The organism is Sinorhizobium sp. BG8, assembly GCF_016864555.1.
Lineage (GTDB): Bacteria > Pseudomonadota > Alphaproteobacteria > Rhizobiales > Rhizobiaceae > BG8.
Genome location: NZ_CP044011.1, coordinates 1,295,719 through 1,317,364 on the forward strand (window position 1 = coordinate 1,295,719; position 21,646 = coordinate 1,317,364).

20 protein-coding genes and 1 tRNA gene are annotated in these 21,646 nt (G+C 62.9%); 13 read left to right on the forward strand and 8 right to left on the reverse strand.

Annotation, left to right across the window (positions count from 1 at the left end; all coding sequences use genetic code 11):
* Nucleotides 1–282: 282 nt before the first annotated feature.
* The 5 genes from F3Y30_RS05970 to F3Y30_RS05990 form a co-directional block, all read right to left on the reverse strand.
* Entirely contained in the window at nucleotides 283–1,452 is a 1,170-nt protein-coding gene (locus tag F3Y30_RS05970; RefSeq protein WP_203425585.1) for a M20 aminoacylase family protein, read from the reverse strand.
* Between the two features lies 1 nt (nucleotide 1,453).
* The gene (locus F3Y30_RS05975; RefSeq protein ID WP_203425586.1) at nucleotides 1,454–2,272 is read right to left on the reverse strand and encodes an ABC transporter permease subunit; all 819 of its coding nucleotides are present in this window, start codon (nucleotides 2,270–2,272) and stop codon (nucleotides 1,454–1,456) included.
* On the reverse strand, nucleotides 2,272–3,003 hold the full coding sequence (locus F3Y30_RS05980) for an ABC transporter permease (RefSeq protein ID WP_203425587.1): 732 nt from the start codon (nucleotides 3,001–3,003) through the stop codon (nucleotides 2,272–2,274). Before F3Y30_RS05980 ends, F3Y30_RS05975 begins: the two co-directional genes overlap by 1 nt.
* 61 nt (nucleotides 3,004–3,064) lie before the next feature.
* Nucleotides 3,065–3,847, reverse strand: a complete 783-nt coding sequence (locus tag F3Y30_RS05985) for a transporter substrate-binding domain-containing protein (RefSeq protein ID WP_203425588.1) — start codon at nucleotides 3,845–3,847, stop codon at nucleotides 3,065–3,067.
* A 31-nt stretch (nucleotides 3,848–3,878) separates the two neighbouring features.
* A complete protein-coding gene (locus F3Y30_RS05990; protein ID WP_203425589.1) occupies nucleotides 3,879–4,652 on the reverse strand; it encodes an ATP-binding cassette domain-containing protein in 774 nt (257 codons plus the stop codon).
* Between the two features lie 254 nt (nucleotides 4,653–4,906).
* Between F3Y30_RS05990 and F3Y30_RS05995 the strand changes: the two genes are divergently transcribed.
* The 11 genes from F3Y30_RS05995 to F3Y30_RS06045 all read left to right on the forward strand — a co-directional run bounded on the left by F3Y30_RS05995 (nucleotide 4,907) and on the right by F3Y30_RS06045 (nucleotide 17,579).
* On the forward strand, nucleotides 4,907–5,746 hold the full coding sequence (locus F3Y30_RS05995) for an arginine deiminase family protein (protein ID WP_246752883.1): 840 nt from the start codon (nucleotides 4,907–4,909) through the stop codon (nucleotides 5,744–5,746).
* Nucleotides 5,743–6,384 carry a TetR family transcriptional regulator C-terminal domain-containing protein gene (locus F3Y30_RS06000; RefSeq protein ID WP_203425590.1) on the forward strand — a complete coding sequence of 214 codons (642 nt, stop codon included), beginning with the start codon at nucleotides 5,743–5,745 and terminating at the stop codon, nucleotides 6,382–6,384. Before F3Y30_RS05995 ends, F3Y30_RS06000 begins: the two co-directional genes overlap by 4 nt.
* A gap of 31 nt (nucleotides 6,385–6,415) precedes the next feature.
* On the forward strand, nucleotides 6,416–7,606 hold the full coding sequence (locus F3Y30_RS06005) for a pyridoxal phosphate-dependent aminotransferase (RefSeq protein ID WP_203425591.1): 1,191 nt from the start codon (nucleotides 6,416–6,418) through the stop codon (nucleotides 7,604–7,606).
* Nucleotides 7,603–9,213 (forward strand): 5-guanidino-2-oxopentanoate decarboxylase, encoded by a 1,611-nt coding sequence (locus F3Y30_RS06010; RefSeq protein WP_203425592.1) that lies wholly within the window; start codon nucleotides 7,603–7,605, stop codon nucleotides 9,211–9,213. The genes F3Y30_RS06005 and F3Y30_RS06010 overlap by 4 nt, the downstream gene beginning before the upstream one ends.
* Nucleotides 9,214–9,446: 233 nt before the next feature.
* Nucleotides 9,447–10,274, forward strand: coding sequence for a phosphogluconate dehydrogenase C-terminal domain-containing protein (locus F3Y30_RS06015; RefSeq protein WP_203425593.1), 828 nt, complete (start codon nucleotides 9,447–9,449; stop codon nucleotides 10,272–10,274).
* A 69-nt stretch (nucleotides 10,275–10,343) separates the two neighbouring features.
* Entirely contained in the window at nucleotides 10,344–11,285 is a 942-nt protein-coding gene (locus F3Y30_RS06020) for a D-ribose ABC transporter substrate-binding protein (protein ID WP_203425594.1), read from the forward strand.
* 73 nt (nucleotides 11,286–11,358) lie between these two features.
* Entirely contained in the window at nucleotides 11,359–12,003 is a 645-nt protein-coding gene (locus F3Y30_RS06025) for a DUF2291 family protein (RefSeq protein ID WP_203425595.1), read from the forward strand.
* 1 nt (nucleotide 12,004) lies between these two features.
* The gene (locus F3Y30_RS06030) at nucleotides 12,005–13,561 is read left to right on the forward strand and encodes a sugar ABC transporter ATP-binding protein (protein ID WP_203425596.1); all 1,557 of its coding nucleotides are present in this window, start codon (nucleotides 12,005–12,007) and stop codon (nucleotides 13,559–13,561) included.
* Nucleotides 13,561–14,625, forward strand: a complete 1,065-nt coding sequence (locus tag F3Y30_RS06035; protein WP_203425597.1) for an ABC transporter permease — start codon at nucleotides 13,561–13,563, stop codon at nucleotides 14,623–14,625. The genes F3Y30_RS06030 and F3Y30_RS06035 overlap by 1 nt, the downstream gene beginning before the upstream one ends.
* 6 nt (nucleotides 14,626–14,631) lie before the next feature.
* Nucleotides 14,632–15,666, forward strand: a complete 1,035-nt coding sequence (locus F3Y30_RS06040; protein ID WP_203425598.1) for a Gfo/Idh/MocA family oxidoreductase — start codon at nucleotides 14,632–14,634, stop codon at nucleotides 15,664–15,666.
* The gene (locus tag F3Y30_RS06045) at nucleotides 15,663–17,579 is read left to right on the forward strand and encodes a hypothetical protein (protein WP_203425599.1); all 1,917 of its coding nucleotides are present in this window, start codon (nucleotides 15,663–15,665) and stop codon (nucleotides 17,577–17,579) included. Before F3Y30_RS06040 ends, F3Y30_RS06045 begins: the two co-directional genes overlap by 4 nt.
* Nucleotides 17,580–17,596: 17 nt before the next feature.
* Here F3Y30_RS06045 and F3Y30_RS06050 read toward each other — a convergent pair.
* From F3Y30_RS06050 to F3Y30_RS06060, 3 genes are all read right to left on the reverse strand, one after another.
* Nucleotides 17,597–17,669, reverse strand: a tRNA-Lys gene (locus F3Y30_RS06050).
* Nucleotides 17,660–17,914 carry a hypothetical protein gene (locus F3Y30_RS06055; RefSeq protein WP_203425600.1) on the reverse strand — a complete coding sequence of 85 codons (255 nt, stop codon included), beginning with the start codon at nucleotides 17,912–17,914 and terminating at the stop codon, nucleotides 17,660–17,662. Before F3Y30_RS06055 ends, F3Y30_RS06050 begins: the two co-directional genes overlap by 10 nt.
* 168 nt (nucleotides 17,915–18,082) lie before the next feature.
* Nucleotides 18,083–18,805 (reverse strand): transcriptional regulator NanR, encoded by a 723-nt coding sequence (locus tag F3Y30_RS06060; RefSeq protein WP_203425601.1) that lies wholly within the window; start codon nucleotides 18,803–18,805, stop codon nucleotides 18,083–18,085.
* Nucleotides 18,806–18,983: 178 nt separating this feature from the next.
* On the opposite strand from F3Y30_RS06060, the gene oiaX reads away from it, so the two are divergent.
* Both oiaX and F3Y30_RS06070 read left to right on the forward strand, forming a co-directional pair.
* Nucleotides 18,984–20,240, forward strand: coding sequence for a 3-oxo-isoapionate-4-phosphate decarboxylase OiaX (gene oiaX / locus F3Y30_RS06065; protein ID WP_203425602.1), 1,257 nt, complete (start codon nucleotides 18,984–18,986; stop codon nucleotides 20,238–20,240).
* A 34-nt stretch (nucleotides 20,241–20,274) separates the two neighbouring features.
* A complete protein-coding gene (locus F3Y30_RS06070) occupies nucleotides 20,275–21,615 on the forward strand; it encodes a four-carbon acid sugar kinase family protein (RefSeq protein WP_203425603.1) in 1,341 nt (446 codons plus the stop codon).
* The last annotated feature ends 31 nt before the right edge of the window (nucleotides 21,616–21,646 follow it).

The following is a 21,646-nucleotide window of genomic DNA, read 5'->3' on the forward strand; positions in this document are numbered from 1 at the left end:
CCTGGGCCGTCGGGAGTTCCTCGTGAAATGCATGCTCTGGAATTCACCGCCACTGCCGCCATGGCGGGCCACGGGCAGACGCGACGACTAAATACCCCCAGGTCGATTCTGCCCTCAGGTGCGCACTCGCCCTACGCGAGAAAAGTGCCGGCAAGGCGCGCCCGTTTCTTCCAGTTGCACACTAGCACAACCGGTACCGCGGCACCACGAGTGTCGCTGCTACGCCTATCGGAGGAGTGATCCCCGTCACTCGGGGACGAATGATCGTGACCTTGCGCCGGGTCAGGCCGGACGCAGATAGGTTTCGGCCAGTTCGGTCCAGAACGCTACGCCGACCGGAAGAAGGTCGTCGTTGAAGTTGAAGCCGGGGTGGTGGAGCGACTTGTCGTCGTCCGAAACCTTGCCTCCGAGGAAGAAGTAGCTGCCCGGCCGGTCCTTCAGCATGTAGGCGAAGTCCTCGCTGCCCATGAAGGGGCGGGGGAGATCGACGACCTTGTCCTCGCCGGCAAACCGGGTCGCGACCTCGCGCAGGAAGTCCGTCTCCGCCTTGTGATTGATCGTGGCGTCATAGCTTCGCTGGTAATCGACCGTCGCCGTCATGCCGTAGCTTTCCGCCTGCCGTTCGGCGATCAGCCGGATACGGCGCTCGAGTTCGTCGCGGACCTCGGGATCGAATGATCGGATACCGACGACGATTTCCGCGCGCTCGGGAATGATGTTGCTGGCGGACCCGCTGTGGAAGGAGCCCACTGTGACGACCGTCGGATCGAGCGGGTGGATGTTGCGCGAGACGATGGTCTGCAACGCCATGACGATCGAGGCGCCACACACGATGGGGTCGGCGGTCTCCTGCGGCTCCGCGCCGTGACCGCCAAGCCCGTTCACTGTGATGCGCGCCTCGTCCACCGCCGCCATGATCGGCCCCTCGCGTAGCGCGAACTGGCCGAACGGCAGGCCCGGCTCATTGTGGAGTGCGAAGACCGCATCGCAGGGAAATCTCTCGAAGAGCCCGTCGTCCATCATCAGCCGGGCACCGCCGAAGTTTTCCTCGGCAGGCTGGAAGATCAGGTGGACCGTTCCGTCGAAGTTGCGCCGCTCGGCGATCGAGCGTGCGGCGCCCAGCAGCATGGTGGTATGACCGTCGTGACCGCAGGCATGCATTAGCCCCGGGGTCTTGCTGGCATAGTCGAGCCCGGTTTCCTCGAGGATAGGGAGCGCGTCCATATCCGCCCGGATGCCGATCGACCGCTTGCTGCTGCCGTTGGAAAGCGTCGCCACCACACCGGTCGTACCGAGACCGCGCGTCACCTTGTAGCCGTAGGATTCGAGATGCCGCGCGACGAGATCCGAGGTGCGGAACTCCTGAAGGCCGAGTTCGGGATGAGCATGAAGGTCGCGACGGATTGCCACCAGTTCGGGCATGGAGTTGATCAGGTTCGGATGGATCGTCATGTCAGGCACCACGCGTCGGGATTCGGTTCTCGAAATAGCGGAAACCCACCACCAGAATGGCAGTCAGGCAGAGATAGATCAGAGCGAGCAGGAGCAGAGGCTCGTAGGTAATGTAGGTTTCCTGCCGTACCTTGGAGATGACGGCATAGACGTCGATCACCGTGATGGTGGCGACAAGCGGCGTCGCCTTCAACTGCAGCACGGTCTCGCCGTTGAGCGTGGGGAGTGCCCGGTGGATGGCCCGCGGCAGCCAGATCCGGCGGAAGAGTGTCCAGCGGCCCATGCCGTAGGCTCTTGCGGCCTCGAGTTCCCCCGGCGGCACGCCCGCGAAGGCTCCGCGCATTACTTCTCCCTCGTAGGCTGCGAACGAGATCGTCAGGGCCGTGACGCCGTAGGGCCATGCCTCTCTGAGGTAGGGCCACAGGAAGGATGTACGGATCCAGGGGAATTGCGGGAAGAGCGACCCGAGACCGTAGTAGAGCAACCAGAGCTGCAGGAGCAGCGGCGTGCCGCGCACGATCGTGCAGAAGCCGTTCGCGAGCCACTTGAGCGGACGGGGGCCAGTGACCTGCACGAGCCCGATCGGTACGGCAAGGAGGAATCCCAGGATCGAGGTGCTGGCGAGCATGGCGAGTGTTACGACCACGCCCCAGGCGAGCTTGCCGGAATATTTCGGCACCCAGTCCCAGCGCATGTAGACGACGATGCAGCCGAGAAGAACCGCGGCGATTGTCATCAGCACGATGCGGTGCGGCTTGAGGAAGCTCTGCCTGGTCGGGAGTTCGGTGAGCGCTACGGCGGCGACGGTCTGGTCGGTCATCAGGCAGGCTCCGCCATGCCGCGTCGTGCGCGGGTCTCGATGAGCCGGATGGCGATATTGGAGGCGAGCGTCAGCAGCAGATAGAGGACGCCGGCCGCGCAGAAGAACAGGATATAGGCTTTCGTGCTCCCGGCCGCCTGGCGCGTGACGAGCGTGAGTTCGCTGAAGCCAACGACGGCGAGAAGCGCAGTGTCCTTGGTGGCGATGAGCCAGAGATTGGACAGGCCCGGGATCGCGTGCGGCAGCATGGCCGGCAGCGTGACGCGCCGCATGATCTGCGTCGGCGACATGCCGAAGGCGCGCGCCGCCTCGATCTGCCCGGCGGGGACGGCCTTGATCGCCCCTCGGAGAACCTCGGTGGAGTAGGCGCCCTGTACGACGCCGATGACGAAGATGCCCGCTGCAAGCCCGCTGACGTCGGCAGCACCAAAGCCCAGAGCAGTCAGCAACTGGTTGAGCAGGTCCGTTCCGGCATAATAGAGAAGCAGGATCAGGACCAGTTCCGGAATGGCGCGCACGAGCGTCGTGTAGACTTCCAGAAGATCCTTGATGACGGGGCTGCCATAGAGCTTTCCGAAGGCGCCGCCCGTGCCGAGTACGAGGCCGAGCGCATATCCGCCGACTGCGATCTTGAGAGAATTGACGAAGCCGGCGAGAAGTACCCCGCCCCAGCCGGGCGGAGAGAGCGCCAGCAGGCTCCAGTTGATCAGCGATCCGGGATCGGCAGCCATGGATTACGAGGTCCGTTGAAAGAGGACCGGCGGCCGAAGCCGCCGGAAAGATGTGTCGGCATCAGCCGCCGTAGATGTCGAAGTCGAAATACTTCTTCGAGAAGGCGTCGTAGGTGCCGTTGGCGCGGATCGCCTTGATCGCCGCGTTGATCTTGTCCTTGAGTTCGGTCTCGCCCTTGCGAAGGCCTACGCCCACGCCGGCACCGAGGATCTCCGGATCATCCTTGACCATGCCCTTGAGTTCGCAGCAGTCCTGGCCCTGGTCGCTCTTCAGGAATGCGCCGAGCGCGATGGAATCCGCCTGCACGGCATCGATGCGTCCAGCGGCCAGGTCGTTGTTCGCCTCGTCCTGGGTTTGGTATTCCTTGATGGTTGCGCCGTTTTCGCCGAAGTACTTGTTGGCGTAGACCTGGTGGATGGTCGCGACCTGTACGCCGACCGTCTTGCCCGACATGCCTTCCGGCGTCGGCTCGAATGCCACGCCCTTGGGTCCGATCACGCCGGTCGGCGTGTTGTAGTACTTGTCGGAGAAGTCGATCGTCTGGAGGCGCTCCGCCGTGATCGACATCGAGCCGATGATCATGTCGATCTTGTTCGAGGTCAGGGCGGGAATGATACCGTCCCATGCCACGGGCGTGATCACGCAGTCGAGCTTGGCCTGGGCGCATAGCGCCTTCATGAAGTCCACTTCCCAGCCTTCCCAGTTGCCGGAGGCGTCCGGTGAGGTGAAGGGCGGATAGGGCTCGGCAGCGAAACCGACCTTGACCTGTTCCGCCATGGCGCCCGAAACGCCGGCAAGACCAATGGTGACTGCGAGTGCGATAGTCTTCAATGCAGTTTTCATGCGTTTCCCTCTTTTGGTTATTTGGGCTTCTCTAGTGGATCGAGCTGATAAACTTCTTCAGCCGCTCCGATTTCGGGGATCCGAAGATGGCGTCCGGCGGCCCCTGTTCCTCGATGACGCCGTTTGCCAGAAAGACGATGTGATTGGCGACGTTGCGTGCGAATTTCATCTCGTGGGTAACGAGGATCATCGTTCGCTTCTCTTTTGCGAGGTCTCCAATGACGGTGAGCACCTCTCCGACCAATTCCGGATCAAGCGCGGACGTCGGCTCGTCGAAGAGCATGACATGCGGCTGGATTGCGAGAGCGCGGGCGATGGCAGCGCGCTGCTGCTGTCCGCCGGAAAGGAAGGCTGGATAGGCATCGCGTTTCTCGAACAGGCCGACGCGGCGCAGGATCGTCTCTGCGCGATCCACTGCCTCGGCCTTCGGTACGCCCAGAACGTGAACCGGGGCCTCGATGACGTTTTCGAGAATTGTCATGTGCTGCCACAGGTTGAAGTTCTGGAACACCATGCCAAGGCGGGAGCGGATGCGCTGAACCTGCTTGCGGTCGGCAGGTATCATCCCGCCATGCCCATCCTTCTTCATGGCGATCGTCTCGCCATGGATGGTCACGGTCCCGGCGCTCGGAAGCTCCAGCATGTTGATGCAGCGCAGAAACGTCGACTTGCCTGAGCCGGACCCCCCGATGATGGCGATGACGTCGCCCTCATTGGCTGTAAGGGAAACCCCCTTGAGTACTTCGAGCGGCCCGAAACGCTTGTGCAGATTGGTGACTGCAATGGCCTGGGCGGTTTCCGTCATCGGCGGACGGAGTCCTGCTGGCGACAGGTAAATGCATTCTTCATGCCAAGTATTCCCCTGTTTTTCTTGTCTACGCGCGGCGTCTTTGGCCTGCTGCGTCCTTCCAGTTTTCGTATCGTGGCACTTGTGGAGAAATTATTCAAGCGTATAATAATTGCATCGCTGCCTTTTTCCGGCAGTCCCGCCACATTGCCCATAATCCCGCAGGAGTTGTTGATGACCGCTTTTGGTTCCCAGGAAATGTCCGCCCCCTGTTGCGCGTCCTCATGCGACGCCCCGGACCGAGCCTGGAGGCCGCCGATCCCGGCAAGTGGCACTATGGGCCGAGCTTCGATGGCGCGCGGGCAGTGCGCCAGTATGCCGAATTTGCAAGGCTGGTGGAGAAGTCCGGAACCGAGATCCTCTGGCTCGAGGACGAAGGCGACGGCCTGGCCGATGCCATGTTCACCCACGATCCGTCGCTGATGTCGGATCACGGCGCGATCATCCTGCGCATGGGGAAGCCGCTGAGGGCCAACGAGACGGCATTGCACGAGAAGGCCTATGCCGAGCGACAGATTCCGATTCTCGGACGTATCGAGGCGCCGGGTACGGTCGAAGGCGGCGATTGCATCTGGCTCGACGCGAGAACCCTGGTCGTGGGACGCGGCGTACGGACCAATCAGGACGGCATCGACCAGCTGACACAGCTGCTGGCGCCGCACGGTATCTCCGTGCTGGCCTTCGACCTGCCGCTCTGGCAGGGCGAGGAAGCCTGCCTTCACCTGATGTCGGTCATGAGCCCGCTTTCCGGCGATCTCGCGCTGGTCTTCGCTCCCCTTCTTCCGGCCGCTTTCTACCAGCTGATGAAGAAGCGCGGCATCCGGTTGATCGAGGCGCCGGCTGACGAGTTCTACGCCAGCAACGGGCTCAGCCTCAACGTGCTTCCGACCCGGCCGAACGAGGTCATCATGGTCGCCGGCTTCCCCGAGACCAAGGCGGCCATGGAAGCGGCGGGCTGCACCGTCCAGACCTTCGAGGCGGACGCGCTGTGCATTGCCTGCGAGGGCGGGCCGACCTGCCTGACGCGGCCGGTTCTCAGGCGGGCGGCATGACGCGACGGACCTTCCACCGCGCCCCGGAAGCCGAGCGACGGCATGACCTGATCGAGGCGACCCTCGATTGCATCGCCGACCAGGGCCTCCAGGGTGCGACGGTCCGCCAGATCGCGATCCGGGCCGGGGTTACGGCGGGGTTGATCCGCCACTACTTCGTGTCGAAGGAACACATCATTGAGGAAGCCTACCGCGTGTTGATCGCGCGGCTGACGGAAAAGGCCGAGCGGGTCACGGGCGATCCGCAAACGCGGCTCAGGGACTTCATCGTGATCAACCTCACGGAGCCGGTGGCGAACAGCCGTAGCCTTGCGCTCTGGGCCGCCTTCATCAGCCAGGTGGGGGTCGACCCGTCGCTGGCCGCCATCCACAGGGAGGGATACATCGGGTTCCGCGACGCTCTGGAGGGGTTACTCGCGGATTTCCTTGCGGAAAAGGGCGAGAATGCCTCGCCCGCCCGCTGCAGGGCGCTGGCAATTGCCATCAACGGCCTGCTCGACGGGCTTTGGCTGGAGGGCTGCCTGGCCGGAGAACTCTTCGGCGAAAGCGAACTCGTTTCGATTGCGCTTTCGTCTGTCGAGGCCCTGCTGGGCGTTCCGATCGGAGAGGGCCGGATGGCCGGCGCTCTCATGGCGTGACAGTTTTCATTCTAGGAGTTGGGAGGCAACGATGCGCTACGCATCCATAACAGAGCGGCTCGCGAGCCTTGGATCGGAAAAGTGGGCGATCCACGCGGAGGCTCGCCGCATGAAGGCGAGCGGCGAACCGGTCATCGAACTGACGATCGGCGAGCCGGACATACCGACCGATGCGAGCCTGCTCGCCGAAGCGACCCGCTCCATGCATTCCGGGCGCTACCGCTATTCGAACGGCCGCGGCGAGCCCTCGGTTGTCGCCGCACTGGTGCGCAAGTACCGCAGGCGCCGCCCTTCGGTGACGGAAGCGAACGTCCTGTGTTTCCCGGGAACGCAGACGGCGCTCTTCGCGGTGATGCTGGGACTGGTGGAGCACGGCGACGCCGTGCTGGTCGGAGATCCGCTCTACGCTACCTACGAGGGCGTGATCCGGGCGACGGGCGCGGAACGGATTCTGGTGCCGCTGAAGCCTGAAAATGGCTTCAGAATGAAGGCGGAGGACGTGGAGGCGGCGATCACCCCGGCCTGCCGTGTGCTGCTGCTCAATACCCCGCACAATCCGACCGGCGCTGTGCTTAGCGCCGACGAGCTAGCCGAGATCGGCGCGATCTGCCGCAAGCACGACCTTTGGATCGTCTGCGACGAGGTCTATGAGGAGCTTGTCTTCGATGCGACCTTCGCCTCACCCTTCGACAATCCGGATCTGGCCGAGCGCACCATCGTCGTCTCGTCGATCTCGAAGTCTCACGCCGCGCCGGGTTTTCGCAGCGGCTGGGCGATCGGACCCGCGGAGTTCGCTTCCCGGCTGCTCTCCGTCTCCGAGACAATGCTCTTCGGCGGTCAGCCTTTCATCGCCGACATGACTGCTCATGCATTGGATAACCCCATCGGCACGTCCGCCGCGATGCGGCTTTCCTACAAACAGCGTGCGGATCGGATCTGCGCGGCGCTCTCCGGCGCATCGGCGCTGGTGCCGCTTCCGCCGGAAGCGGGGATGTTCATCGTGGTCGATGTCTCCGCCACCGGCATGACCGGTGAGGAATTCGCCTGGGCACTGCTGCGCGAGGAACGGGTCGCCGTCATGCCCGGCTCCTCCTTCGGCAGCGAAGCCGAAAGCTACATCAGGCTCAGCCTGACCGTCCCCAATGATGCAATAGACGAGGCCTGCCGTCGCATAACCGCGCTTGCCGCGCGTTCGGGCCTGAGGAAGGAACGCCGCGCATGACGACGAAAACCGTTGGAGAAGCCCTTGTCGATCTGCTGGAGGCCAACGGGGTCGACGTTGTCTTCGGGATCCCTGGCGTGCATACGGTCGAGCTCTATCGGGGGCTTGCCGCCTCGAAGATCCGCCACATCACACCGCGACACGAACAGGGCGCCGGTTTCATGGCCGATGGATACGCCCGCGTTTCCGGCAAGCCGGGCGTGGCCCTCGTCATCACCGGCCCGGGTCTCACCAACATCATCACCGCCATGGCGCAGGCGCGCCAGGATTCGATCCCGATGCTCGTGATCTCCGGTGTAAACCGGCGCGACTCGCTGGGCCATGGGCGCGGACTGCTGCACGAACTGCCGGACCAGCAGGGCATGATGAAGACCCTCGCGCTCTATTCCCAGACGCTCTTGAACCCGGCCGATCTGCCATCGGTGATGGAGCGTGCCTTTGCGGTCCTTCTCTCAGGGCGCCCGGGGCCCGTTCATATCGAGATTCCGACCGACGTGATGGCCCTGCCGATCGATGTCGGGCAGCTCCGCGCGGCTGTCGGAACGCGACCCCGTGCGGATTCCGAAACGCTTCAGAAGGCCGCGATCCTTTGCGCGAACGCCGTCAGCCCCGTGATTCTTCTTGGTGGCGGTGCAATTACCGCCGAGGAGGAGATCCGGGCACTTGCGGAAGCGCTCGGCGCGCCGGTGGTGATGACGACCAATGCGCGCGGAATGCTTGCCGGAAGTCCGCTGCGCGTGCCCGCAAGTCCGAGCCTTAAGGCGGTACGCAAGCTCCTTGCGAGTGCCGATCTCGTGCTCGCCATCGGCACGGAGTTCGGTCCGACCGACTACGACATGAATGTGGACAACGGGTTCCCCAATCTGAAGAACCTCATCCGCATTGACATCGACGCAGCGCAGCTTGCGCGCGGTCCCCACGCGTCGCTTGCATTGCTGTCGAGCGCCAAGACCGCGACTGCGGGCATGGTGAGCTTTCTCCAGGGGCAGAAGGCGAACGGCAGCGGCGGACCGGACCGCGCTGCGGCGGCACGCCGTGCGGCACAGCATGAGCTGTCGCCGAAGATGCTGGCGGAGCTTGCCGTCATCGACACGATCTATCGCACGCTCCCGGGCGTGACGATTGTCGGCGACTCGACCCAGGCAGTCTATGCCGGCAACCTCTACTGCGATGCGCCACGCCCGCGGAGCTGGTTCAATTCCGCGACCGGTTACGGCACGCTCGGCTATGCGCCGCCGGCCGCGACGGGGGCGGCCCTCGCGCAGCCGGGAGCTCCAGTCGTCTGCCTCGCCGGCGACGGAGGATTCCAGTTCTCGCTTTCGGAAATTGGCGCGGCGGTCGATTCCGGCGTGAAGGTCATCTTCCTGGTGTGGAACAACGACGGATACCAGGAAATCGAAAACTTCATGCTCGATGCGAGCATAGTTCCGGAAGGTGTGAAGCCGTCCGCGCCCGATTTCGTCGCGATTGCGGGGGCCTACGGTATCCCGGCAAGCCGCCTTGCGAACGTCTACGAACTCCCCGGAGCACTCGCCGAAGCGAACGACCGGACCGGTCCTTCGCTCATCGAAATCCATCAGACGCGGACAAAAGGCGCGACCGTTTGATCTCTTGCGCGGCGCGCAGAGCACGCCGCACGCGGGCTGAGAACAATCCACAGCGTCGCGTTCTTGAACCAAATGTGTGAAATTGCAATGGCTTGATGGCGCGGCTCTGTCCGCGCCATCTGCGTTTTGGGTTCTCGGCGATCAAAAATGACCAGGAGCAATGATATACTCATTGACTCATCATACCAGTTTGCAGTAATCCTCTCCCAACAAAATTCTTGAGGAGACATCCAATGACTTCGATTGCCCTTTTCGGCGCAGGCGGCAAGATGGGTTGCCGGCTGGCCAAGAACCTCAAGGGTTCGAAATTCGACGTGCGTCACGTTGAAGTAAGCGACGCCGGCAAGGCCCGCCTCGCCAACGAACTTGGCCTCTCCACGGTTTCCGTGGATGAAGCACTGAACGGCGTGGACGTCGTCATTCTCGCAGTGCCGGACACTGCAATCGGCAAGGTCGCTGCCTCGATCGAGGGCAAGCTGAAGGCGGGCACGATGGTCGTGGCGCTTGATGCTGCTGCTCCGTTCGCCGGCCACTTCCCGGAGCGTCCGGACCTTACCTATTTCGTCACGCATCCCTGCCATCCGCCGATCTTCAATGACGAGACGGACATGGCTGCGAAGAAGGATCACTTCGGTGGCATTCATGCCAAGCAGCACATCGTTTCCGCTTTGATGCAGGGCCCGGAAGAGGCCTATGCCGTCGGCGAAGAGATCGCCAAGGTCGTCTGGGCGCCGGTCATGCGCTCGCATCGCGTCACCGTCGAGCAGATGGCTCTTCTCGAGCCGGGTCTTTCCGAGACCGTCTGCGCCTCGCTGCTGGTCGTCATGCGTGAAGCGATGGACGAGTGCGTCAAGCGTGGCGTGGCCAAGGAGGCGGCCCGCGACTTCCTGCTCGGTCACATGAACGTGCTCGGCGCGGTCATTTTCGAAGAAGTCGAGGGTGTCTTCTCTGACGCCTGCAACAAGGCAATCGAATTCGGTAAGCCGATGCTGATGCGCGACGACTGGAAGCGCGTCTTCGAACCACAGGAGATTGCCGACAGCATTCGTCGCATCACCTGATCAAACGGGCATTTTGCCTGATCGCCGGTCCCGATGGGAAGGGACCGGTCTAACCTTGGGAGGAGTACTATGAAACTAACACGCAGAATGACCATGGCGGCCATGGCCGCCGTTCTCGCCGCCGGCGTTTCCATGCCGGCCTATGCGGCCGACCTCATCGCGATCATCACGCCTTCGCACGACAACCCGTTCTTCAAGGCTGAAGCGGTGGGCGCGGAAGCCAAGGCCAAGGAACTGGGTTATGAGACCCTCGTTCTGGTGCACGATGACGACGCCAACAAGCAGTCGCAGCTTATAGATACGGCAATCGGCCGTGGCGCCAAGGCGATCATCCTCGACAACGCAGGCTCCGAAGCCTCGATCGCCGCTGTCCAGAAGGCCAAGGATGCGGGTGTCCCGTCCTTCCTGATCGACCGCGAGATCAATGCGACCGGAATTGCCGTCTCGCAGATCGTTTCCAACAACTATCAGGGCGCGCAGCTCGGTGCCGAAGAGTTCGTCAAGCTGATGGGCGAAAGCGGCAACTACGTCGAGCTTCTCGGCCGCGAAGCCGATCTCAACGCCGGCATCCGCTCGAAGGGCTACCACGACGTCATCGACGAATATCCTGACATGAAGATGGTCGCACAGCAGTCGGCCAACTGGAGCCAGACGGAAGGCTACTCCAAGATGGAGACCATCCTTCAGGCCAACCCGGACATCAAGGGTGTCATCTCGGGCAACGACACGATGGCCATGGGCGCAATTGCGGCGCTCCAGGCTGCAGGTCGCAAGGATGTCATCGTCGTCGGCTTCGACGGTTCCAACGACGTGCGCGACTCGATCAAGTCGGGCGGCATCAAGGCGACCGTGCTGCAGCCGGCCTATGCTCAGGCCCAGATGGCTGTCGAGCAGGCGGATGCCTACATCAAGACGGGCAAGGGCCCGGCCGAAGAAAAGCAGCTGATGGATTGCGTGCTGATCAACGCCGAAAACGCCGACCAGCTCGAAACCTTCGCACTCCAGGACTAATCCTCCCAAGGATGCGCGCGGGGCGGAAGTTTTCCGCCCTGCGCGTCTGTTTCCATGTGACGGAGCCATTTTTATGCCGAATTTCAAGGCCGCGGCCGTGATCGCCCTAGCGTGCGCGATCGTCCTGCCGGGATGCAAGATTATTAAGACGCCCACTGCCGAGGAAGCTGCGAACGAAGCATCCGGCGGCTTCAATCCCGACACCATGGTCGGTGAAATCTGGGATGCGAAGGTCGTTCCATATCTCGACAAGAAAGCGGGTCCCTTCCCGGAGGTCGCTACCCTTGCGGCGAGCGATGTCGAAGCGGCAGGCGCGAAGTATGGCCACAAGGAAAAGCAGGGCAGCGCGCCCTGGACTTTTGCAACCCGGATCGACGGCACCATCGTCGCCGAAGAGCTCAAGTCCCGCTCGGCCTATGTGGACGTCGACGTAGACGGCGACGCCAAGGCGGACGTGCGCGTACAGATCGGCCCTGCCGTCCGCGGCACGGCGATCCGCGACAGTCTCGACTTCGTCAATTTCAACGAGTTCAAGAACCAGATCGAGTGGGCGCAGTACGGCAAGTCATTCAACACGCACCTGAACAAGCTGGTGCTGGAGAAACTGCCGCGCGAAAACCTAGTCGGCAAGAAAGTGCAGGCCGTCGGAGCCTATCCGCTGCCAGCCAAGGGACAGCTCCCGCTGTTCGTCCCCGCAACGATCACGATCGGTGGCTGAGATGGCGGACATCGAGATTGACGATTGCATTCTGAAGCTCGAAGACGTCACCAAGGTTTATTCGGGCATCGTCGCGGTCAAGCACGCCAACCTCATCTTGCGTCGCGGTTCCGTCAACGTCCTCGTCGGCGAAAACGGCGCCGGTAAATCGACGCTGATGCGGATCATCGCCGGCGTCGAGCGGCCGACCATGGGACGCATCCTGCTCGACGGCAAGGAAGTGGAGTTCCATTCTCCGGCCGACGCACAGGCGAACGGCATCGGCATGGTGTTCCAGGAGCTCAACCTCTTTGGCAATCTCTCCGTGGCCGAAAACATCTTTGCCACCCGCGAGATCACCAAGGGATTGCGCGGCATCGACCACAAGGCTCAGATCGAGCGGGCGAACCATTTCCTCGATCGGCTCGACGCTGGCATCAACGCCGCGACCATGGTGGAAGACCTGCCGATCGGCCAGCAGCAGCTGGTCGAGATCGCCAAGGCGATATCCCTCGACACCCGCATCCTGATCCTCGACGAACCGACCTCCGCGCTGTCGGCGGCGGAAGTCGATATCCTGTTCAAGGTGATCAGGGAGCTGAAGGCGCAGGGCGTCGCCATCGTCTACATCTCGCACCGGCTCGAAGAGCTGATGCGCATCGGCGACTACATCACAGTTCTGCGTGATGGCCAGATCACCGGCCAGGCCATGGTCAAGGACATCGATACCAAGTGGATCGTCCGCTCCATGATCGGATCCGATGCCAAGGACTTCGCGAAGTCCGTCGATCACAAGCTCGGTGCCGAAGCCTTCCGCGCGGAGGACATCAGCTTGCCGCGCAAGACGGGCGGGCTCGCCGTCGATCATCTCTCGATTTCGGTGCGCGCCGGTGAAGTCCTCGGCATCTACGGCCTGATGGGCGCGGGGCGCAGCGAATTCTTCGAATGCGTCATGGGACAGCATCCGCACTCGACGGGAAAAGTCTTCGTCGACGGCAAAGAAGTCGTGGCACGAGACACGTCCACCCGCATCAAGCAGGGCCTGGCGCTCATTCCGGAAGATCGGCAGCGCGAAGGACTCGTGCAGGTGCTGTCGATCGCGAGCAACCTGACGCTGGCGAGCCTCGAGAAGTTCGTAAGTCTTGGCTTTCATATCAAGGGTGACCGCGAGCAATCCGCGATCAAGGAAGCGATCCGCAATCTATCGATCAAGGCACCGAACCCCGAGTTCGACGTCACATCGATGTCCGGTGGCAACCAGCAGAAGGTGGTGATCGGCAAGGCGCTGATGACCAATCCGAAAGTTCTGCTCATGGACGAGCCGAGCCGGGGCATTGACGTCGGCGCCAAGGCGGACGTGTTCCGCACCATGCGCCGGCTGGCGGGCGAGGGGCTGGCAATCCTCTTTTCCACGTCCGACCTCGAAGAAGTCATGGCGCTTTCCGACCGCATTGCCGTCATGAGCAACGGCAAGCTGGTCACCGTCATCGACCGGGCGGACGCCACCGAAGAAATGATCGTCAAGGCCTCGGCAGAAGGCCACAAGACCGCCCATAATACGGCAAGGGAACACGCGTGATGACCACGGCTACCACCTCAACCGCACCTGCGGACACGTCCACCGGCTCCGTACTTCTCACCCTGATGAAGCTCAGGACCTTCATCGCACTCTTCGCGGTGATCGCCTTCTTCTCCATCTTCGCGCCGAACTTCCTTTCGACCGCGAACATCATCCTGATGTCGAAGCACGTCGCGCTCAACGCCTTCCTGGCTATGGGCATGACCTTCGTCATCGTAACCGGCGGCATCGACCTGTCGGTCGGGTCGATCGTCGGTCTTTGCGGCATGGTCGCCGGTGGTCTCATCCTTCACGGTATCGACCTGCAGATCGGCTACACGATCTATTTCAACGTCTTCGAGGTGGCGCTTTTGACGCTGCTCGTGGGCATCGTTATCGGCGCCATCAACGGCTTGCTCATCACCAAGCTCAACGTTGCACCCTTCATCGCCACGCTCGGTACGCTCTACGTGGCCCGCGGCTTCGCGTTGCTCTCCTCCGACGGTCAGACCTTCCCGAATCTTGTAGGAAAGCCGGACCTCGGCACGACAGGCTTCGGCTTCCTTGGCTCCGGCCGCATCGTCGGCCTGCCTGTATCGATCTGGATCCTCATCGTCGTGGCACTTGCGGCTGCCTACGTTGCCAAGTACACGCCGATAGGCCGTCACATCTTCGCCGTCGGCGGAAACGAGCGTGCTGCCCGCATGTCCGGCATCCGCGTCGATCGCGTCAAGATGTTCGTCTACATGTTCTCCGGCTTCTGCGCTGCGATCGTCGGCCTGGTTATCTCGTCGGAGCTGATGGCTTCGCACCCTGCGACCGGCAATTCGTTCGAACTGAATGCCATCGCCGCTGCCGTTCTCGGCGGGACGTCGATGTCGGGCGGACGCGGGACGATCGGCGGCACCATTATCGGCGCCTTCGTGATCGGCATCCTGTCGGACGGACTTGTGATGATGGGCGTTTCCTCCTTCTGGCAGATGGTGATCAAGGGTATTGTCATCATCGTCGCCGTGGTGGTGGATCAGGCGCAGCGCCGGCTCCAGCAGCAGGTCAGCCTGATGCAGCTCGCAAAGAAGGGATAATCCGATATGACTGACCTCAAGGGTGCCGTAATCGGCTGCGGCTTCTTCGCGGTCAACCAGATGCATGGCTGGGCCGACGCCTCGAATGTCTCTATCGTCGCGATCTGCGATCGCGACCCGGAGCGGCTGAAGATCGTCGGTGACCAGTTCGGCATCGAGCGGCGCTATAGTGACGCCGCAGAGATGTTCGCGGATGGCGGCTTCCATTTTGTCGACATCGCGACCACCGTCCCGAGCCACCGCCCGCTGGTGGAAATGGCGGCGAAGCATGGCGTGCCGGTCATCTGCCAGAAGCCTTTCGCACTCACGATGGACGATGCCAAGGCGATGGTTGCCGCCTGCGACGTAGCGGGCGTTCCGCTGATGGTGCACGAGAATTTTCGCTGGCAGTCTCCGATCCGGGCGGCAAAGGCGGCAATCGAATCGGGAGCCATCGGCGAAGTCTTCTGGGGCCGCGTCAGCTTTCGCTCCGGCTATGACGTCTTCTCCGGACAGCCCTACCTGGCGACGGGAAAGCGTTTCATCATCGAGGATCTGGGTATCCACGCCCTCGATGTGGCCCGCTATCTCTTTGGCGATGCCTCTGCGGTCACGGCGCGTACGCGACGGGTCAATCCGAAGATTGCCGGCGAGGACGTCGCCACCATGATGCTGGACCACGAAAACGGGATCACGTCGGTCGTGGATTGCAGCTATGCCACGAAACTCCCCGTCGAGCCCTTCCCTGAGACGCTTCTCGAGATCGATGGCAGCAAGGGCACATTGCGGCTGTCGCAGGGATACCGGCTGACGGTGCATTCGCCCGATGGCACTCAGGTATCGGACGTGCAGCCGCCGCTCCTCGTCTGGGCATCGCGCCCATGGCACAACATCCAGAAAAGCGTTGCCCTTATCGAGCAGCACTGGGTCGATTGCCTGAAGGAAAAGCGGGAACCCGAGACATCCGGCGCGGACAATCTGAAGACATTTGCGCTCGTGGAAGCCTCCTACAGGAGTGCTGAAGAAGGGCGGACGGTACAGCTGGCGGAGTTTCTCGGATGACGCAGTCTACGGCTTTCCTGCTGTTCGGTACTGACGAGAAGGAGCCGGAAGCAAGGAAGCTTACGGCTGGAGAGTTGTCGGCAGAGCTCATCGGCGGAAATCTCGGGGCTATCCGCTTCGCCGGAACCGAAGTGTTGCGCGCGGTCTCGTTTCTGGTTCGCGACCGTGACTGGGGCACCTGCGAGGCAACGGTCTCGAACCTTGCGGTCGACGAAGGCCCTGATCGCTTCACGGTGTCCTATGATGCCACCTTTCTGGCACCGGACGGCGCGCGTCTCGTCTGCAAAGCCGGGATCGAGGGTACGGCACGGAGCCTGTCCTTTGCTGCCTCGTTCACGCCTGATGCCGATTTCGAGACCGCGCGCGCAGGCTTCGTAACCCTTCATCCGGTTGTCGGCGTTGCAGGCGGGCCGGTCGCCGTCGAGCACAGCGACGGATCGGTGGAAGACGCAGTATTTCCCGACCTGATCGAACCGTGGCAGCCGTTCATGGACATTGTGGCCATCACCCATGAGCCTTTGCCGGGAATCTCCGCCGAGTGCCGGATGGCGGGCGACGTCTTCGAGATGGAGGACCAGCGCAACTGGACCGATGGCTCCTACAAGACCTACGTGCGGCCGCTCGCGCGGCCCTGGCCCTATCGCCTCGAGGCCGGCGAAACGGTGCGCCAGTCCGTTACGGTGACTTTGCGTGCGAAGAGCGAAACACCGGTCACCGGCCGCAAGGACGGTCAAGCGGTCGAAATCACGCTTGATGATGCGCAGGGAACGCTCCCGGCAATCGGCGTAGGGTTGAGGCCGGAATGCCAGGGCATGGAGCAGGCCAATGCGCACTTGCTCGCCGAACTGGGCGCGCGCCAATTGATCTGCCATTTCGACCCGGATGCCGGACATGGAATCGACGCACTGACGGGTTTCCGATCGGTGGCGGCGGCATCCGGACTGCCGGTGACGCTCGAATGCTTCGTGCCTTGCAAGGCCGATCTCGACGTTGAGCTTTCCGGCATCGCGGAGATGGTGCGCGCGAGCGGTCTCGAACTCGCCTCGCTCGCGGTATCTCCTTCGGTCGACAGGCAATCGACGCCCCCCGGCAGCATCTGGCCGGAGTGCCCGCCACTGGAGGACGTCTACGCGGCGGCGCGGCGTGCTTTTCCGGGCGTGCCGCTCGGTGCAGGCATGTTCAGCTATTTCACCGAACTCAATCGCAAGCGAGTGCCGGCGGAAGGTCTCGCCTACGTCACCCACTGCACGAACCCGATCGTGCATGCGGCCGACGATCAGAGCGTCATGCAGACCTTCGAGGCCCTTTGCTACGTCACGCGGTCGGTGCGTGCCATCTATGGCGACAGGCCCTACCGGATCGGGCCGTCCACCATCGCCATGCGGCAGAATCCCTATGGAAGCGCCACCAAGGACAATCCGTCCCGCAAGCGCGTTCCCATGGCCAACGTCGATCCGCGTCACAACGCTCTGTTCGGCGCCGCCTGGACGCTTGCCTATGCGGCGACAGTCTCGGACGCCAATCTGGAGGTGCTCTCCCTTTCGACGCTTGCGGGACCCTTCGGCCTTGTGGCGGGGGAGGGCGAGCCAGTTGCGGCTGGCGGCGTGAGGCCGCTCTTCCACGTCTTGCGATGGCTCGCCGGCCTTTCGGGCGGGCAGCGGCTCGCAGCCCTCTCCTCGGCGCCCGACCGGGTGCTGGCGCTTGGCGCAAGGCACGACGGGCGGACTGTCGTTCTTCTGGCGAACATTACAGCCGAGACGCAAGCCGTCCGCTGCGACGGCATCGAAGGCGCCGAACTGTCGATCCTGGACGAGAAGGGACTTGCGGCGGACGGTGCGCCACGGGCGGTTGAGCAGAGCGGCGCGACCATCACGCTGCCGCCCTATGCCGTGGCGCGGGTGGTGTCGCGCTAGAATACACGGCAGGCGAATGGTGTCCTCGCCAGGATTCGAACCTGGACCAGCGGCAAAACCGTCGCTCTATCCAGATTGAGCTACGAGGACATTGGTTTCAGGGGCGAAATGCGATTGCTGTTGGCGGCGAAACGGGCGTGATCCGGCTTGGCTGCCAGGTACATGATGTAGTTTTCGGCGGCGTCCGCAAGAAGCATGGCGACCTCGGATTCACGCCAACCGGCGATGACGGCGTCTTTCACGAGGCTGCGCAGGGCGTTCTCGAAGATCGTCCTTGCCTCGGAAGACCGGTCCGGATCGTCTACGCCATGCCTGGGTGAAGGAACGTCGCTCATGCACGCATAGTGCCCTATGCGGTGGCGCCTGCAATCGAATGCTTAAGGGATGGTTAACGCGTGCAGGCCGACGTCAAAAACGTCCCTGAATGGGACGAAAGAAGGTGGGAAACCGTGCCGCAGCTGTCCCTTCCCAGAAACGGTGCAAGCCTTATTTACCGGGGTTTTTCAACCGTCGGCCTTGGTCTTCAGGGTGTAGAGCGCGCGGGAGCGTTCGAGGTGCTTGATCATGGCCCGTTCCGCCGCCTCAGGGTCGCCCGAGCGAATACAGTCGATGATTTCTTCATGTTCCGAAAGCGTGAAGTTCTCGCGTCCCGTCCAGATGAGCATCTCGGTATGATAGGCCTTGAGCCAGCCGAGCATGGCCTCGCTGACAGCGGTATAGATCGGATTGCCGGAGATGCGCGCGATGCAGGTGTGGAATTCCATATCGGCGCCGATGAAGGCGTCGGAATCGCCGAGCAGGGATTTCTGCCGCGCAAGCGTTTCCTCCAGCCTGGCGATGTCGGCCGGCTTGGCCCGCACCGCCGCCTCTCGCACCATGCCTCGCTCGAAGAAGATACGGGCATTCTTCAGATGCTCGAGCGAATCGGATGAGGCCGACAGCATGATCTTGGCGGCGACATCCATCTGGCGGAACAGCGACTGGGCGGTGGGCTTGAGCACCTTGGCGCGCTCGCCGTGCGATATTTCCAGAAGACCCATGTTGGACAGCGCCTGCATGGCCTCGCGTATGGCTGGTCGGCCGACCTGGAAACGCTCCATGAGGGTGCGCTCGGAGGGCATTTCGTCGCCCGGGCGCAATTCTCCTGTCTCGATCAACCGTTTAAGGCGCTCGAAAACCTCGTCTGACAATTTTCTGCGAACGATCGGTTCGGATTGCATGACCATTTGGACCCCTCGCTCCGCACTTGGCGGAGTTCTTCTATATGCACGATTCCCGGTCGCGTGAATGCCGTTGGCAGCAAAGGCGTTCACAAACTCCTTGCACAACTCAGATACTCATTATACCAGTCATTGGTAGAAGAACGCCAGCCCGTTTGCAAGGCAGGAATTTGGGAGAAGCCCCGTGATACGTCTGACCTACCGAATTGAAACGCCCGGCAACGTCGAAGCCATGGCGGCAAAGATCGCAAGCGACCAGTCGACAGGCACCTTTGTTGCCGTGCCTGGCGAAACGGAAGAGTTGAAGGCGCGGGTCGCCGCGCGGGTGGTGGCGATCCGCCATCTTCCGCCGACCGATCGGCCGTCCTTTCCGGACGAGGGCGGCGGCGCCACCGTCTTCAACCGCGGCGAAGCCGATATCGACTTTCCGCTCGACGCGGTCGGAACCGATCTTTCCGCGCTGATGACCATCGCCGTCGGCGGTGTCTATTCGATCAAGGGCATGACGGGCATCCGCGTCGTGGACATGAAACTGCCGCCGGAATTCGCCGCCGCCCATCCGGGACCGCAGTTCGGCGTGCCTGGAACCCGTCGCCTGACCGGCGTCGAGGGCCGCCCCGTGATCGGAACCATCGTGAAGCCGGCGCTCGGGCTGAGGCCGCATGAGACGGCGGAACTGGTCGGTGATCTCCTCACCTCAGGCGTCGACTTCATCAAGGACGACGAAAAGCTGATGAGCCCCGCCTATTCTCCGCTCGAGGAGAGGGTGGCCGCGATCATGCCACGGATCCTCGACCACGAGCAGAAGACCGGCAAGAAGGTGATGTACGCCTTCGGAATCTCCCACGCCGATCCCGACCAGATGATGCGCAACCACGATATCGTGCTGAAGGCGGGCGGCAACGCCGGCGTGGTCAACATCAATTCGATCGGCATGGGTGGTGTTTCCTTCCTGCGCAAGCGCTCCGGCATCGCGCTTCACGCCCACCGCAACGGCTGGGACATCCTGACCCGGCATCCTTCTCTCGGCATGGAGTTCTCGGTCTGGCAGCAGATCTGGCGGCTTCTCGGCGTCGACCAGTTCCAGATCAACGGCATCAGGGTGAAATACTGGGAACCCGACGAGAGCTTCGTGAAATCCTTCGAGGCGGTCAGCACGCCGCTGTTTTCGCCCGCCGATTGTCCGATGCCAGTGGTCGGGTCCGGCCAGTGGGGCGGCCAGGCGCCGGATACCTACAGGCGCACCGGCCAATCGACGGACCTGCTCTATCTCTGCGGCGGCGGTATCGTCAGCCATCCGGGTGGAGCGGGTGCCGGCGTTCGCGCCGTTCGGCAGGCCTGGGAGGCCGCGGTCGCAGGCATCGATCTCGAGACCTATGCGAAGGACCATCCGGAACTTGCGCAGTCGCTCGAAAAATTCGCCGACGGCAAGGGCGCCTGAGCCCAACATAGAAAGACATGGCCGGGAGGTCCTTATGCAGACAGCACTACTCAGCTACTACGGTGACGATTTCACCGGCTCAACCGACGTCATGGAGGCGCTGGCCTCGCAGGGCGTTGACACCGTTCTTTTCCTGAAGGTTCCCGACCCGGAGTTCAGTGCACGCTTCTCGGACTACCGCGCCATCGGTCTTGCCGGCACCAGCCGGAGCCAGTCTCCCGCCTGGATGGACGAGAACCTGACGCCGGCCTTCGAATGGCTGAAGTCGCTCAACGCGGCGATAGCGCACTACAAGGTCTGCTCGACCTTCGATTCGAGCCCCGCGATCGGCAACATCGGCAGGGCGATCGAAATCGGCCGCCGTGTGTTCGGGGACGCCACCGTGCCGCTCATCGTCGGCGCGCCGCAGATCCGCCGCTACACTGCATTCGGCAACCTTTTCGCTGCATACCAGGGTGAAACTTTCCGCATCGACCGGCACCCGGTGATGAGCCGGCATCCCGTGACGCCGATGGACGAGGCGGATATCCGTCTCCACCTCTCCCGGCAGACCGCGCTTTCGGGCAGCCTCGTCGACCTCGTCCAGTTGCGTGCGGCAGACGCCGACGGGATCGTCGATCGCGCCTATGGCGCCGGCGGCGAACTCGTCCTGCTTGATGTTGCCGATGCCGAGACGCAGCGTGCGGCAGGCGCTCAGCTCTGGCGCAAGCGTCGGGACGGCGGGCAGTTCGTCTGCGGTTCCTCGGGCGTCGAATATGCGCTGGTTCCCGAGTGGCAGCGCCTCGGTCTCGTCGGAGAGGCCCCGACATTCGAGCATCCGGGCGCGGTTGATCGGATCGCCGTCGTTTCCGGTAGCGTTTCACCCACCACCGAGCGCCAGATCCGCCACGCGATCGACAACGGCTTCGAGGGCGTCGCGCTCGATCCGCTGGCAATCTCGGCGGACGATGCAGAGGCCGCCGTCACCAAGGCCGTCCAAGACGGTTTGAAGTCGCTCGCCGCTGGAAAAAGCGTCATCCTCTACACCGCGCTCGGCCCCTCCGCGGACAAGGGCGCCGCGATCTCATTCGAGGATGGCTCAAGGCATCGCCTCGGCCAGAACCTCGGCCGGATCCTTCGGGCGCTCGTCTGCGAGGCAGGGCTGCGCCGTGCCGTGATCGCCGGCGGAGACACCTCGAGCCACGCACTGGCGGAACTCGGGATCTCGGCACTGACGCTGCGCCTTCCGCTGCCCCAGACGCCCGGATCGCCGCTCTGCACCGCGCATGGCGGAGATGCCAGGATCGACGGCATGGAGGTAGCGCTGAAGGGCGGTCAGGTTGGTCACGACGACTACTTCTCCATGATCCGTGCAGGTGGACCCAAGCCGCTCTGAAGGCGGCTCGGGCTCTGGTTGCATTCGGAGA